Source organism: Pseudomonas sp. GW823-FHT03E05 (genome assembly GCF_058796855.1).
In genome coordinates, this window is the sequence record NZ_JBXAJB010000001.1 from 190,943 (window position 1) to 205,584 (window position 14,642).

The 14,642-nt window shown below is 62.0% G+C and carries 10 protein-coding genes; 5 read left to right on the forward strand and 5 right to left on the reverse strand.

What is annotated here, in order from left to right; translation table 11 throughout:
- The first annotated feature begins 142 nt into the window (after positions 1 to 142).
- Positions 143 to 1,372 carry an acyl-CoA dehydrogenase gene (locus AC1RCO_RS00810; protein ID WP_011062218.1) on the forward strand — a complete coding sequence of 410 codons (1,230 nt, stop codon included), beginning with the start codon at positions 143 to 145 and terminating at the stop codon, positions 1,370 to 1,372.
- A 42-nt stretch (positions 1,373 to 1,414) separates the two neighbouring features.
- On the opposite strand, the gene AC1RCO_RS00815 is transcribed toward AC1RCO_RS00810, so the two are convergent.
- Positions 1,415 to 2,797: a substrate-binding domain-containing protein gene (locus tag AC1RCO_RS00815; RefSeq protein WP_492617229.1), complete on the reverse strand. Its 1,383-nt coding sequence runs from the start codon at positions 2,795 to 2,797 to the stop codon at positions 1,415 to 1,417.
- A gap of 294 nt (positions 2,798 to 3,091) precedes the next feature.
- Between AC1RCO_RS00815 and AC1RCO_RS00820 the strand changes: the two genes are divergently transcribed.
- Complete coding sequence (locus AC1RCO_RS00820; protein ID WP_011062216.1) at positions 3,092 to 3,424, forward strand: DUF1508 domain-containing protein; 333 nt, start codon at positions 3,092 to 3,094, stop codon at positions 3,422 to 3,424.
- A 48-nt stretch (positions 3,425 to 3,472) separates the two neighbouring features.
- Here AC1RCO_RS00820 and xthA read toward each other — a convergent pair whose 3' ends face one another.
- A complete protein-coding gene (xthA, locus tag AC1RCO_RS00825) occupies positions 3,473 to 4,285 on the reverse strand; it encodes an exodeoxyribonuclease III (RefSeq protein WP_019092829.1) in 813 nt (270 codons plus the stop codon).
- Between the two features lie 176 nt (positions 4,286 to 4,461).
- Here xthA and AC1RCO_RS00830 point away from each other — a divergent pair, with 176 nt between their 5' ends.
- The 3 genes from AC1RCO_RS00830 to AC1RCO_RS00840 all read left to right on the forward strand — a co-directional run bounded on the left by AC1RCO_RS00830 (position 4,462) and on the right by AC1RCO_RS00840 (position 10,579).
- On the forward strand, positions 4,462 to 5,112 hold the full coding sequence (locus AC1RCO_RS00830; protein WP_011062214.1) for a GNAT family N-acetyltransferase: 651 nt from the start codon (positions 4,462 to 4,464) through the stop codon (positions 5,110 to 5,112).
- 65 nt (positions 5,113 to 5,177) lie between these two features.
- Positions 5,178 to 6,905, forward strand: a complete 1,728-nt coding sequence (locus AC1RCO_RS00835; protein ID WP_065363227.1) for an autotransporter assembly complex protein TamA — start codon at positions 5,178 to 5,180, stop codon at positions 6,903 to 6,905.
- The gene (locus AC1RCO_RS00840; RefSeq protein WP_492617230.1) at positions 6,902 to 10,579 is read left to right on the forward strand and encodes a translocation/assembly module TamB domain-containing protein; all 3,678 of its coding nucleotides are present in this window, start codon (positions 6,902 to 6,904) and stop codon (positions 10,577 to 10,579) included. The genes AC1RCO_RS00835 and AC1RCO_RS00840 overlap by 4 nt, the downstream gene beginning before the upstream one ends.
- A 4-nt stretch (positions 10,580 to 10,583) precedes the next feature.
- Here AC1RCO_RS00840 and AC1RCO_RS00845 read toward each other — a convergent pair whose 3' ends face one another.
- The 3 genes from AC1RCO_RS00845 to AC1RCO_RS00855 form a co-directional block, all read right to left on the reverse strand.
- Positions 10,584 to 13,064 carry a fimbria/pilus outer membrane usher protein gene (locus AC1RCO_RS00845; RefSeq protein WP_492617231.1) on the reverse strand — a complete coding sequence of 827 codons (2,481 nt, stop codon included), beginning with the start codon at positions 13,062 to 13,064 and terminating at the stop codon, positions 10,584 to 10,586.
- A gap of 85 nt (positions 13,065 to 13,149) precedes the next feature.
- Complete coding sequence (locus AC1RCO_RS00850) at positions 13,150 to 13,899, reverse strand: fimbrial biogenesis chaperone (RefSeq protein ID WP_011062210.1); 750 nt, start codon at positions 13,897 to 13,899, stop codon at positions 13,150 to 13,152.
- Between the two features lie 72 nt (positions 13,900 to 13,971).
- Positions 13,972 to 14,562 (reverse strand): fimbrial protein, encoded by a 591-nt coding sequence (locus tag AC1RCO_RS00855; RefSeq protein ID WP_065363231.1) that lies wholly within the window; start codon positions 14,560 to 14,562, stop codon positions 13,972 to 13,974.
- Positions 14,563 to 14,642: the final 80 nt, after the last annotated feature.

The following is a 14,642-nucleotide window of genomic DNA, read 5'->3' on the forward strand; positions in this document are numbered from 1 at the left end:
TCGGAAGCCTGTCGGATCAGCCGATCATATATCGGTGATGAATGTTAATACACGCCGAGAATAGGCTAGGTAAATTTTCGTAGCTGATCTAGCATCGATTTCAGTCCTCCAACACCCGATCGTCACAAAGGTAGAGCTGCCCATGGAATTCGCCTATTCCCCCAAGGTTCAGGAACTGCGTGAGCGTGTCACCGCGTTCATGGATGCCTATGTTTATCCGGCTGAAGCGGTCTTCGAGCGTCAGGTTGCCGAAGGCGATCGCTGGCAGCCGACCGCCATCATGGAAGAGCTGAAACTCAAGGCCAAGGAGGCCGGGCTATGGAATTTGTTTCTGCCTGAGTCGGAGTTGGGGGCAGGCCTGACCAACCTTGAGTACGCGCCGCTGGCGGAAATCATGGGGCGGTCGTTGTTGGGCCCGGAGCCCTTCAACTGCTCGGCACCGGATACCGGCAACATGGAAGTGCTGGTGCGCTACGCCAACGAAGAGCAGAAACAGCGCTGGCTGGAGCCATTGCTGCGCGGCGAGATCCGTTCCGCGTTCGCCATGACCGAGCCGGACGTGGCGTCCTCCGATGCCACCAACATGGCGGCCCGTGCGGTACGCGACGGCGACCAGTGGCTGATCAACGGCAAGAAATGGTGGACCTCGGGCGCCTGCGACCCACGCTGCAAGATCCTGATCTTCATGGGCCTGAGCAACCCGGATGCGCCGCGTCACCAGCAGCACTCGATGATCCTGGTGCCGGTGGATACCCCCGGGGTGAAGATTGTTCGCCCGTTGCCGGTGTTCGGCTACGACGACGCACCCCATGGCCACGCCGAAGTGCTGTTCGACAATGTCCGGGTGCCCTACGAGAACGTGCTGCTGGGTGAGGGCCGTGGTTTCGAGATTGCCCAGGGCCGCCTTGGCCCGGGCCGGATCCACCACTGCATGCGTTCCATCGGCATGGCGGAGCGGGCGCTGGAACTGATGTGCAAGCGTTCGGTGAACCGTACTGCCTTTGGCAAGCCGCTGGCGCGCCTGGGGGGCAACATCGACAAGATCGCCGACTCGCGGATGGAGATCGACATGGCCCGGCTGCTGACGCTGAAGGCCGCGTACATGATGGACACCGTGGGCAACAAGGTGGCCAAGAGCGAGATTGCCCAGATCAAGGTCGTGGCGCCGAACGTGGCCCTGCGGGTGATCGACCGGGCGATCCAGATCCACGGCGGGGCCGGGGTCTCCAACGACTTCCCGCTGGCCTACATGTATGCGATGCAGCGTACCTTGCGCCTGGCCGACGGCCCGGATGAGGTGCACCGCGCGGCGATCGGCAAGTATGAAATCGGCAAGTATGTACCCAAGGAGCTGATGCGCAGCGGGCATTGAGGGCGATGCGGCCGGCCTGTCGAAAGGCCGGCCGCTGTGAGTTCAGTACACCCAGACCTCCACGCGGCGGTTCTTGATCCGCCCTTCGTCGGCACTGTTGGCCGCTACCGGCAACTCGGCGCCAAAGCCGCGAATCTCGCGAAACACCACGCCGCTCTTCACCAGTTCCCGGCGTACCGCCATGGCCCGCAGTTTGGACAGCAGGGCCGCGCGGGCCGGATCGTTCTTGGCGTCACCGAAGCCGGCCAGGGTCACCTGGCGGTTCATCTTGCCGTGCTGGCGCAGGTAATCCAGTACCCGATTGAGGTCCTGGCGGGCCTTGTTGTCCAGGCTGGCGCTGCCTTCCTCAAAACGAAAGTTGACCGTCAGGCGCTGCGCCTGGCGGGTGAGCGCCTGATAAGCCTCCGGCATCTCCGGGCCGGGAGCGACGCGCATGGCCTGCACGGTCTGGGCGATAAAGCCGTTGGCGGCGACGATGGCCTGGCCCTTGCTGCCCTGGGCAAAGCTCACCAGGGCATCGGCCCAGGGGTTCTGCCCATTGGGCGGCAGGTACAGGTACAGGCGCCGTGACAGCGGGTAATCCTCGGTGGCGATCAGGCTGTTGAGCGGCAGCATCGGCTGTGAGTCGCCGTCGACAATGGCCACCGCCTTGGCCTGGCGCACATAGGGCAGGCCGATGAAACCTATGCCCTGGGGGTCATGGCTGACTGCGTCGGACAACTGCTCGCTGGATTCGAAACGTTTTGCGCCGGGGCCCAGGGTCTTGCCGCGACGGCTGAGTACCAGTTCCTTGAAGGTGTCGTAGGTGCCGGACTGGTCATCCCGGGCATAGAGATGTACCGCGCCGCCAATGCCACCCAGTTCTTCCCAGGTCCTGGCTTCGCCGCTGAACAGCCGGGCCAGTTGCTCGGTGTTCAGTTGGTTCAGCGGGTTGTGCGGATGCAGGATGATTGCCAGCCCGTCGATGGCGATCACCTGTTCGGCGCTGGGGCTTTTCAGGTCCCCCAGGCTTTCAAGGTCCACCAGCTCGCTGTCCTTGATCGGCCGTGAAGCGGCGGCCAGGTCGGCCCGGGCGGTTTTCAGAGCGGCAAAGCCGGTACTCGAACCGTGGGCGGCCACTTCCACCCGCACCGCTCGGCCCTGGGCGGTTTGCCCCACCACCTGTTGTTCATTGTCTTTGCCACTGGCGGTGATCCTGATATCGCGCAGGCCCTGTTCTTCCATCAGGCCCTTGACCAGGGCCGGGCCCAGCCGGGCGCCGATGGTATTGGAGCCTTGGATGCGCAGGACCGGCGCATTGTCCGGGGCTGGGGGCAGGGCGGCGAATACCGACCAGGGCAGGGCGTAGCAAACGAAACCGATCAGAAACAGGCTGATGGTCCGGCACCAGATATCTCGTTCGCTGACGGTGGAAGCGCGGGGCATGGCGGCACTGGCCTTCTATATAGAGGGAGGAGGTAAGTGCTGGGGACATTAAGTCAGGGAGGTGACAGGGATGTGACGGACGGGGCTATTTGCGGAGAAATGGCGAAAGTCCTACATCATAAATAGCTGTTTTCTCTAGATTTTTTGAGATTTGTCCTAAAGACCAACCCCGGAACGGCGCGTAGAGTGGGCAACTTTGTCTGGCGGGGATTGGGGCGACTGCCAACGCGTCATCCCCCGCGGATGCCTCGGCAGTGTTGAGCTGCTATTTCGTAGTGTGCAAAGGAGTTACAAATGAGTGCCTGGTTCGAGCTGAAGCAGTATGGCAGTGGTGCATGCAGATTCTTGCTGAAGACAAAGGAGGCGCAGACCATGCTTCAAAGCGACCGCTACCCTTGCCGGGACAGTGCCGAGGCGGCTCTCGGCCTGTTCCGCGCACACTGCGCTTCCCCGGAACGCTACGTCAAGAAAATTTCGTCGGGCGGCAAACCTTTTTTCAAGCTCAAGTCCGGTAAGGAAGTGATTCTGGTCAGCCACTTGTACGATTCGGAAGCCACCCTCGAGAGCGCCATCAGCGCTATCGCCAGTGCCGGTACCACGGAGCGAGTCGAGCACATACAGCTGTAACCGCAAAAAAAAAGCCCATCGGCAGATGGGCTTTTTTGTGCCTGTCGATCAGCCCAGTTCGAGCCAGATCGGCGCATGGTCCGAAGGTTTTTCCATGCCCCGCAGTTCATAGTCGACCCCAGCGTCCTTGACCCGTGGCAACAACCCCTGGGAAGCCATGATCAGGTCGATGCGCAGGCCGCGCTTGGGCTCATCCTCGAAGCCGCGGCTGCGGTAGTCGAACCAGCTGAAGCGGTCGTTCACCTCGGGGTTCAGGTGACGAAAGCTGTCCACCAGGCCCCAGTTCTTCAGGCGGGCCATCCACTCGCGCTCTTCCGGCAGGAAGCTGCACTTGCCGGTCTTCAGCCAGCGCTTGGCGTTCTCGGCGCCGATGCCAATGTCGCAATCTTCCGGGGAAATGTTCACATCGCCCATCACCACCAGGGGCTGGTCATTGCTGAAACGGCTTTCCAGCAGGTGCTGCAGATCCTGGTAGAAGCGCGCTTTGGCCGGGAATTTGGTGGGATGGTCGCGGCTTTCGCCCTGGGGGAAGTAGCCGTTCATGATGGTCACCGGGGTGCCGTTGGCATCGGCGAAGGTGCCCCAGATAAAGCGCCGCTGGGCGTCCTCGTCGTCACCTTCAAAGCCTTTATGCAGGGCCAACGGTGCCTGGCGCGAGAGCAGGGCTACGCCGTAATGGCCTTTCTGGCCGTGGTAATGCACGTGGTAGCCCAGGGCCTGGATGTCGGCAAGGGGGAACTGTTCGTCGGCGACCTTGGTTTCCTGCAGGCCGATCACGTCCGGCTGGTGTTTGTCGATCAGCGCCGCCAGCTGATGGGGGCGGGCACGCAGCCCGTTGATATTGAACGAGACAATTTTCATGGTCGGCGGTCCTGGCAAAACAGCGATGCTAGCTGACAACGCCCGGGCCGGCCAGCGTGGCGGCGTGGCGGATGCGCTGCTAATGTCCCAGGGGCGCGGGAACGATCAGCGGCGCGCAGGGCTCGTACTAACAAGAACGCGGCCATTTGAGCCGGGTCCAGGGGAGAGTGACCGTCATGCCTGATTCCTCCAATGTCATCGCCGATATTCACCAGCTCGACAGCGGCTATTCCCGCGAAGCGCGGTCGCTGCTGTACCAGGCCTACCGCCATGAGCCGACCTTCGGTTTCATTTTCGAAGCCGATCGCCCCGGCTACGAACAGCGGGTACGAGCCACAGTGCGCGAATTGGTGAAGCAGCATTTTCTTCAGGACCTGCCGGCCATCGGCCTGCTGGTCAATGACCGGCTGATCGGTATCGCCCTGATCGCGCCGCCGCAACGGCGCCTGGGCATCACCGAAAGTTGGGCCTGGCGCCTGCGCATGGTGCTCAGCACCGGGTTTCGCTGCACCCAGCGCTATCTGGAGTATCACCAGGCGGTGCAGGCCTGCCTGCCCAATGATGCAGTGCATGTGCTGCCGCTGCTGGGGGTACATCCGCAGTTTCAGGGCCAGCATTTCGGCGAGCAATTGCTGGCGGCGGTGCACAACTGGTGCGCCGTGGACGAGCATTCCCAGGGTGTGGTGCTGGACACCGGCAATCCGCGTTACCTGGAGTTCTACAAGCGTCAGGGCTATGAAGAGATCGGTGAGATTGCGGTGGGGCCGGTGCGTGAGCACGTATTTTTTCACCCCAACCCGCAGCACTTACAAAGAGCAACAGCCTGATATAGAACTTTCCGTGCACCTGAGCGCTCTATCGCCCTCCCAAGCTCGTGATAGCATCCGCGCCTATGAAGTTTCCAGGAAGATTTACCAGCGGCTTTTTGCTGTTGTTCACAAGCTGTGCGGCGCTGGCGCAGAGCGAATTGGATGTCAGGGTCAAGCCCGCCAATGACGAGTTGAAGGCCAATGTGGAGGGTTACATTGGCAGTGTCGGCGATCGCGATGAAGAAGCCTTGCTGCGGTTCAGCCGGGGCGCCGAGGAGCAGGCGAAGAAAGCCGCCCAGGCCCTGGGCTACTACCAACCGCATATCCAGAGTGAGGTGCGCGGCGGTGACAAACCGCGCCTGATGTTGCGGATCGACCCCGGCGAACCGGTGCACCTGCGCAACGTGACAGTCCGGGTCGAAGGCCCGGCGGCCTCCCTCAAGTCGTTTCGCCTTCCCGACGGCGACCAGCTCAAGCCTGGTGCCGTGCTCAATCATGGCCATTACGAAGACGCCAAGCGCCTGATCCAGAACCAGGCTTCGCGCTATGGCTTTTTCAGCGGGCGCTTTACCCAGCAGAAACTGTCGGTGGACCCCCAGGCAGGTGTCGCGGACATCGACCTGGTCTATGACAGCGGCCCGCGCTACGCGCTGGGCAAGGTCAGCTTTAGCGGCGACTCCCTGTTCGATGAAGACCTGTTGCGGCGCATGGTGCCGTTCAAGGCCGGCGCGCCCTATGACTCCGAACTGATTGCCGAACTCAACCAGGCCCTGCAGTCGAGCGGCTACTTCGAGGGCGTGCGGGTGGACGCCGCGCCTACTGCCGCCGAGCACGAGGTGATTCCGGTGGCGGTCCAGCTGGAAACCCGCAAGCCCCGGACCATGGGCCTCGGCCTCGGCTATTCCACCGACGTGGGGCCGCGGGTCAAGGCCAACTGGACCCGGCACTGGGTCAACCCCCAGGGCCACAGTTACGGCTGGGAGGCGGAAGTTTCTGCCCCGCGGCAGAACGTCGGCCTGTGGTACGACATTCCCCTGGACCCGCCTCTGACCGACAAGCTGCGGTTCGCCGGTGGTTACCAGAATGAAGAGATTGCCGGCACCGATACCCTGAGTAAGTTGCTCACCATCGGTCCCGAGTGGCACAGCAAGTTGCCCAGCGGCTGGCAGCGGGTGCTGTCGCTGAAGTATCAGCGAGAGGAATATCGCCTCGGGGACGACTCGGGACTGAGTAATCTGCTGATGCCTGGCCTGACTTATTCCTACCTGCGCAGCGACAATCGCATCGACCCGCATAACGGCTATCGCATTCAGTTCGACACCAAGCTGGCCAAGGAAGGGGTCGGTTCCGACACCAACCTGCTATATGGCACGGTGCTGCTCAAGGGCCTGACCACGGTCTGGGACAACCACCGCTTTCTCGGGCGAGTGCAGTTCGGTGGCAGTGCCACCAATGGCTACAAGTCGATTCCGCCGTCCTTGCGCTTCTTTGCCGGTGGCGACCAGAGCGTTCGGGGCTACGACTATCAGACCCTGTCACCGGAAAACTCCGAAGGCGATCGCATCGGCGGCCGCTACATGGTGGCCGGTAGCGTGGAGTACCAGTATTCGATTGCCGAGAAATGGCGGATCGCGACCTTTGTCGACCAGGGCAACTCTTTCAACAAGCTGGAGCTGCCTAACCTCAAGACCGGGGTGGGCGTCGGCGTACGCTGGGTTTCGCCAGTGGGACCGATCCGGGTCGACCTGGCCCACGCGATGAATGACGACGGCGGTATTCGTTTGCACTTTTCCATGGGGCCAGAGCTTTGAAGCGTGGTTTGAAGATAACGCTGCTGGCGATTGTTGCGCTGGTGATCCTGATCATTCTGGCCGTGGCCAGCGTACTCGGAACCCAGGCTGGCAGCCGCTGGGCCCTGGCGCGAGTGCCGGGGCTGACCCTGGACAATTTCGAGGGCCGCCTTGGCGGGCACTGGAGCGCCGATCATTTGCTCTGGCAACAGGAGGGCAACCGGGTCGAGCTCAACGCCGTGCAGTTCACCTGGTCGCCCGGCTGCCTGCTGCGCATGACCCTGTGCATCGAGCAGTTGGAAGCCGATCAGGTCAGCCTGCTGTTCCCTCCGAGCGGCGAAACCGAAACCAGTTCGGAGCCCATCAGCCTGCCGGAATTGAAGCTGCCGTTGGCCATCGAGTTGGGGCAAGTGCGTGTGGGCAGCCTGCTGTTCAATGGCAGTGAAGAACTCAAGACCCTGCAGCTGGCGGCGCACTGGACTGCCCAAGGCCTGCAGATCGACTCTTTGCACCTAAAGCGCGATGAACTGAGTCTGGACCTTTCCGGGCTGCTGCAACCCAGTGGCGACTGGCCCCTGACCGCCCAGGGCAACCTCGGCTTGCCCGCTCCCGGCGGTGGCCCCTGGTCCCTGGCGTTGAAGGTTGAAGGCGACCTGCTCAAGACTCTGCAGCTCAATGCCGACAGCAGTGGCTACCTGCAAGGGCAATTGAGCGGCCAGTTGCAGCCCCTGGTGGAGAACCTGCCGGCCCAGGTGCGCATCACTGCCGACGGGTTCAAGGCCAGCGCCGATCTGCCGGACACCCTGCAACTGGATCAGCTGGAACTGACTGGCCAGGGCGACCTGAAAAGCGGCTACCAGCTCGCCGGCAAGGCCAGCCTGCCGGCGGAGCAGGGCCCGGTGGCCCTGTTGCTGCAAGGCAAGGTCGACGCCAAGGGCGCACAGATTGCCGCCCTGGACCTGAGCGCCAACGACAAGCAACACCTCAAGCTCAGTGGGCAACTGGACTGGAGCGAAGGTTTCGCCGCCGAGGCCAAGCTGGCCTGGCTGGACTTCCCCTGGCACCGCCTGTATCCGCTGATTGACGAGCCAGCGGTGCGGGTCCGCAGTTTTGATGCCGAAGTGGCTTACCGTGACGGTAACTACCTGGGCAACTTCAAGGGCGACCTGGACGGCCCGGCAGGCGCGTTCAGCCTGAGCAGCCCGTTCAGCGGCGACCTGACGAAAATCTATCTGCCGCAGTTCAAGCTGGCGGCGGGCCAGGGCAAGGCCGAGGGCCACCTGAACCTGCAGTTCGCCGACGGCATTGCCTGGGATACCGCCCTGGATCTGTCGGCCATCAACCCCGCGTACTGGGTGGCGGAGCTGCCCGGAACCCTGGCCGGCCCCCTGCGCAGCCAGGGCGAAATGAAGAACCAGCAACTCAAGCTCAATGCCAACCTCGACCTCAAGGGACGCTTGCGCGGACAGCCGGCGGTTCTCCAGGCCAAGGCCGACGGAGCGGGCGAGCAATGGACCCTGGGCGCGCTGGACATCCGCCTGGGAGACAACCGGATCAACGGCTCCGGCAGCCTGCAACAGAAGATCGCCGGCCAGCTGGAGATCAAGATGCCGCGCCTGGGTCAGCTCTGGCCCGAGTTGCGTGGGCAGCTCAACGGTCGGCTGGACCTGGCCGGCACCCTCAAGGCGCCACAGGGCAAGCTGGACCTGGCCGGGCAGCAACTGGCCTTTGCCGAAAACCGCCTGCAGAACCTCAAGTTGGACGCCACTCTGGATGGTGTGCAAAAGGCCCAGGTGGACCTCAAGGGCAGCGGGATTCAACTGGGCGACACGCAGTTGGGGACCCTGACCCTGGCCGGCCAGGGCGACATCAAGAAACAGAAACTGCAACTGGACCTGCAAGGGCCGCTGTTGAAACTGGCCCTGGGCCTGGATGGCGTCCTGGACCAGGGCAACTGGCGCGGGCGCCTGGCCAGCGGTGATGTACAGACCGGCGGCCAGGACTGGAAGCTGCAGAACCCGGCCCGGCTTGAGCGGCTGGCCAACGGCACGCTGAACTTCGCTGCCCACTGCTGGGCCAGCGGCGATGCCAGCCTGTGCGGTGAAGACCAGCGGCTGATGCCGGACCCGAAACTGCGTTATCACCTCAAGCGTTTTCCCCTCGACAGCCTGGCGCAGTGGCTGCCCAAGGATTTCGCCTGGAAGGGCATGCTCAATGCCGATGTGCAACTGGACTTGCCGGCCAGCGGGCCCCAGGGCCAGATCATGCTGGACGCCAGCGGCGGCACCTTGCGGGTCAAGGAAAAGGACCAGTGGCTGGATTTCCCCTATCAGGCGTTGAAGCTCAATACCCGACTCACCCCGCGGCGCATCGACACGCAGTTGCAGTTCGACGGCGGCAAACTGGGTGAGCTGATGCTCCAGGCGCAGATCAATCCTTTGCCGAAAAGCAAACCGCTGTCCGGTGATTTCCGCCTCAGTGGGCTGGATCTGTCCGTGGCGCGGCCGTTCGTGCCCATGGTGGAAAAGCTCAGCGGCAGCCTCAATGGCAGCGGTCGTTTGTCTGGCGGCCTGCTGGCGCCTCAGGTCAACGGCAACGTGCAGTTGTCCGGGGGCGAGGTGTCCGGCTCCGAGTTGCCCATCAGCCTTGAAGACCTGCAACTGAGCGCGCAGATCGCTGGCGAGAGCGTGCAGCTCAACGGCGGCTGGAAAAGCGGCAAGGCCGGGCAGGGCAGCCTCAATGGCAACATCGCTTGGGGCCGGGCGCTATTGGTGGACCTGAGCCTCAAGGGCACCCAACTGCCGGTGACGGTGGAGCCCTATGCAGCGCTGGAGGTGGCGCCGGACCTGAAGATCTCGCTGCAGGAAGAAAAGCTGGCGATTGCCGGCAAGGTGCTGATCCCCAAGGGCCAGATCACCGTGCGCGAATTGCCGCCTTCGACGGTCAAGGTCTCCGACGACACGGTGATCGTCGGCCAGCAGACCGACGACGGCAAAAAGCCCATGGCCATGGCTATGAACATCGATGTGGAGGTGGGCCAGGACAAGCTGGCCTTCAGCGGTTTCGGCCTGACTGCCAACCTGCAGGGGCACGTGCACATTGGTGACAACATGGATACCCGCGGTGAGCTGTGGCTCAACGACGGCCGCTATCGGGCCTACGGCCAGCGCTTGACCGTGCGTCGTGCGCGGCTGCTGTTTGCCGGCCCCATCGACCAGCCTTACCTGGACATCGAGGCCGTGCGCCAGACTGACGACGTGATTGCCGGCATCCGCCTGAGCGGCAGCGCCGAGCAACCGGCGACGCAGATCTTTTCGGAGCCGGCCATGAGCCAGGAACAGGCGCTGTCCTATCTGGTCCTGGGGCGCCCGCTGACGTCCACCGGTGAAGACAACAACATGCTGGCCCAGGCGGCTCTCGGGCTGGGGCTGATGGGCAGCTCGGAACTGACTGGCGGCATTGCTAAGAACCTGGGCATTCAGGACTTCCAACTCGATACCCAGGGCAGCGGCAACAACACCAGCGTGGTGGCCAGCGGCGCCATTTCCGAAAGGCTCAGCCTGCGCTATGGCGTCGGGGTCTTTGAGCCGGCCAGTACCATCGCTCTGCGTTACAAGCTGAGCAAGAAGGTCTATCTGGAAGCGGCGAGCGGTTTCGCCAGCTCCCTGGATATCTTTTACAAGCGCGATTTCTGAGGAATCAGGGGCGGCACACCAGTGTCGCCCGCTCGTAGTTCAGCGCGGCATTGCGTTCGGGCAACGCATAAGGCGCTTCACAGCGCTGGCCCTGCCAGTTGATGGTCAGGGTACCGGCGTCGGCTTCAACCAGCGCCAGAGCCTTGCCACCAGGGTCAGAGATCGCCAACTGTTTGCCGGCGCTGTCTTCGAGCGACGCGCCAAACGGAATCGGCTGGTGTCGAGCGTCGAACAGCGCGAACTGCACTCGCCGTCCGGTCTTGCTGGTGTAACGCGCCAGCACCACGGCACCACGACGTGGCACCACTTGCCGGGTCGCACTGTCGATCTCGATATCGGCGCCCAGGTCTCGAGTGTCGAGGTTGATCCAGTTCACGCGATAGGGCTGCGCATTGGGGACCACGGCGAAGCCGTTGCTGCCGGTCCTGGCTCCGGAGAAACTGCCGATTTTCACCCCTTCCACGCCTTCGACCTGCGCCAGCGCGAACGTCTCGCCCACGGTCTGTCCCAGGTTGATCCCGCCGCCATGGCCGACGATCGAGCCTGACAGGTTAAGGTTTTGCGAGTTGTAGCCGCGCCCCTGGCTGTAGCCGGCACTGATATCCATTACCGAGGTGCGGGTGCTGAGGTTGACCGAGCCGGAACTGCCGCCAGTGCTGCTGTTGCCGGCTTGCACCGAGTAATAGGTGTCGCTGTCTTGCGACAGATAGCCATTGATGCCCATTTGCATGGTATCGCCGGACTTCTGCGTGCTGGCCGAGACGAAGGCGCGGGGTGCACGAGGCTTGGAGCCCAGCGGGAACGATACGGACAGGTTCACCAGCGTGTCATTGTTCGCCGGCCCGTAGTTGCCGACATCCTTGGAGTAGGTGGCGCCGAGGTTGTAGCTCACATCGCCCCAATAGTTGCTGTAACCCGCCGACAGGCTTTGCGAACCACCGCGTCCCCAGTAACGCTGGTCGCTGGCGTTGATGTAGATGCTGCCGTATCGCTGGTTTCGGCCCAGGCTCTGGTTGACGGTCAGGTCGGTACGGGTTTTCGAGTTGCCGATACGCTTCTGGCCGTCGTTGCTCAGTTCCTCGACGTGCTCGGTGAGGGTGCGATAGCCCTCGGTCGAGTAGCGATAGGCGGCGAGGGTGAAGTTGGTGTCGGTGCCGGTAAACGTCTTCGCATACAGGGCGCGCAGGCTGTTGCCGGTGATGGTTGCGCCGAAAGTGCTGCTCATGGAGTGGGTCAAGTCCAGTGAGACGGCACCGATAGTCGTATTGCGGCCAGCTCCGACGGACAGCGCCTTGAAGTTTTCCGAGGCCTGCACCCCGACGATCCCGGACAAGTTACTGCTGATGCCGTACGCCAGGGTGCTGCTGACAAATTGCGGTGACTGCTGGTCATCGCTGTTGCTGTTGTACTGGCCGGCCGAGACGCTGTACTTCAACTGGCCCTCACGGACCATGATCGGCAGGCTGGAAAATGCCTGCACCGTCACCCGGCGGCGACCATCGGCTTCGATAATCGTCACTTCCAGGTCGCCGTTGGAGCCGCTGGGGTAGATATCGCTGATCTCGAACGGCCCCGGCGGCACATTGGCGGTGTAGAGAAGGTAGCTGTCCTGGCGGATCTCCACGGTGGCGCTGGACTGCGCAATGCCGCGAATGATCGGCGCATAACCGCGCTCGCTGTCGGCACGCATGCCGTCGTCGGACGCCAGCTTCAGGCCGCGATAGCGCACGCTGTCGAACAGGTCGGCATCTGAAAAGATATCCCCGGCGCTGAACTGGCCTTTCAGGGCAGTCACGTCATGTTGCAGATAGCTGCGGTTACTTTTGAATGTACTAGGGCGGCCGGTGCTGCTGCTGAAGTTCGATTCGTTACGCAAGCGCCAGGCGCCGAGGTTGATGCCGTTGCGCAGGCCGACGTTGTTGGACAGGGTACTTTCACCCCGAGTGCCGTTGCGGCTGCTGCTCAATTGATAGTTGATGAACGCGGCGGGAACGCCTTCGTCCCACAGGGCCGGGTCGACATAACCACGTCGGCCACGCGCCATGGCGCTTTGCGGGACACTGACCATCAAGCGCAGGCGGGGCACGTCGTAACGCACGCTGGCGTGATCGATCAAGGCGGGCAGGTCCAGGCAGGTGTCGGGATCATCGCTGCCCAGTTTGCCGCTGGCCTGCAGCTTGCCGATGTCGACCCCCAATTGCTGCACCATCTCCAGAGTCAGGCAGGCCTCGATCTTGTTCGTGCCGGAAGGGCGACGAAAATCGATGTCGCGGCGCCCGACCAGCGTCTCGTTGCCGTACAGGTCCACCCGATAGATACCGGGCAGCACGCGGCTGCTGGCGAGCAGTGATTGCAGATCGACAGAAGACGTTGCGCCTTGCAGAAACGAGGTATTGAACTGTTCTTCGTCATCGGCAAGGCAGGTGCAGCTGAAAACCAGGGCAATCGAAAACGGCGCCCATCCGTCGCGCTTGAGTAAAAACATTCAGGAACCCTATATCACCTCCGATACCAACTAACGGAGCGAAGAGAAATACAGTGGAAGTGCAGCCGTCACAGCGGCACGTAAGTTATGGGGTTTGTTTATTCAAACTGGCTCGGGTGTCAGCACTGTTGGAAAGTTGCGCGCCATAACGATCTTGTGCGCCATAGTCATTAATACTGCTGAATGAAAGGTGGGCTGTATTGGCGTTGTGAAGTTGTTTAAGGGGGAAGCTTTTTTGTTCGCCGGGGGCAATCATCATCGAATCGAAGGGGTGTTCACTGATGGTGCCGGATTGAAGTGTGATATCTGCAATCGACACGTGATACCGGCCTGGGTTATTCACCACCAACAAGCTCTTGCCGGCTTGTTCTGTCAGGCGCCAGGTCAGTTCGCTCGGTGCCAGATAGGCGTTGTTTTTCAGGCCTGCCGGGCGGAAGAACACCTTGATGCGCTGGCGCACGGCCAGTTGCAACGTGTTCTCGGATTTCGCCGCTTTAGGGATCTCTTGCACATTGAGCCACACCACCGACTCGCGGTCGGTCGGCATGCCCGCACCTTCGTAGATCACCCGCAATATTTGCTGCTCGTCGCCGCTGACGCGCACCAGGGGCGGCGTCACAGCAAAGGGTACGGCTGCGGTTTCGCTGGAGTCGGTGTCGATCCACGACTGGATCAACACATCTTCACCGCTGTTACGCACGGTGATTCCGGCCTCCTTGTGCTGGCCGTCGAAAATCAGACGGGTGCTGCTCAAGGAAATTCCGGCCATGGCCTGATTGACCGCGAACAGGCCCAGCAGGCCTGCACATAAGGACAGTGAGTGACGATAAAACATGAGGGCTACCGCGCAAGTGAATGAGGATGCAGGGCCGAACGGCCCCGCACCAGGCTTGTGTGTTCGCGCGGGTTATTCGTATTGCAGCGTGAACGGCAGGGTGGCGTCGCCACGACCGGCAACAGCCAGTTTCGGATCGACGGTGGTTACGTAGGCTGCGGAGAATTTGAGGGTTGCGTTGCTGTCTTGCAGAGTGTTTTCGATTTTTGCGGTGCTCGGCGAGCTGAGGTCGATCACGGCGCCATTGGAATCAAGCAGCGCAATGCCGACACCTTTCGCAGCCCCCAGGCCATCGATCAGGCGCAGCACCTTGGTGCCGGGTTCAATGCCCGAACCTGCGCCCTTGGTTGGTTCGAAGATCATCGCGACCTTGGTTCCAGCGTTGCAGTTGATCTTCATGTCGAAGTTCTCGGCGCTCAGGGTGCCGTTGCCTTTAGGTGCAGTGGCGGTGCCCATGTCCTTGATCGAAACTTCGCCCATGGCGACTGAAATGGTCTTGTTGTTTCCGGCGCCTTCGACCGAACAGGCATCGTTGTTGATGGTACCGGTGAAGTTGATAGTGCCGCTGCCAGCCTTGGTTGGTGTAACCGGATCGGCTGCCAGAGCATTTCCGGTAGCGGCAATGATCGAAAGGGCGAGAAGTGCGCGAGTTAGTTTTTTCATGTTGTTTTCCAATGGTTAGGTTTAAAACAACAACACGATATAACGCGAATTTTTGGTGGTACATCAGACGATTCCTAGAA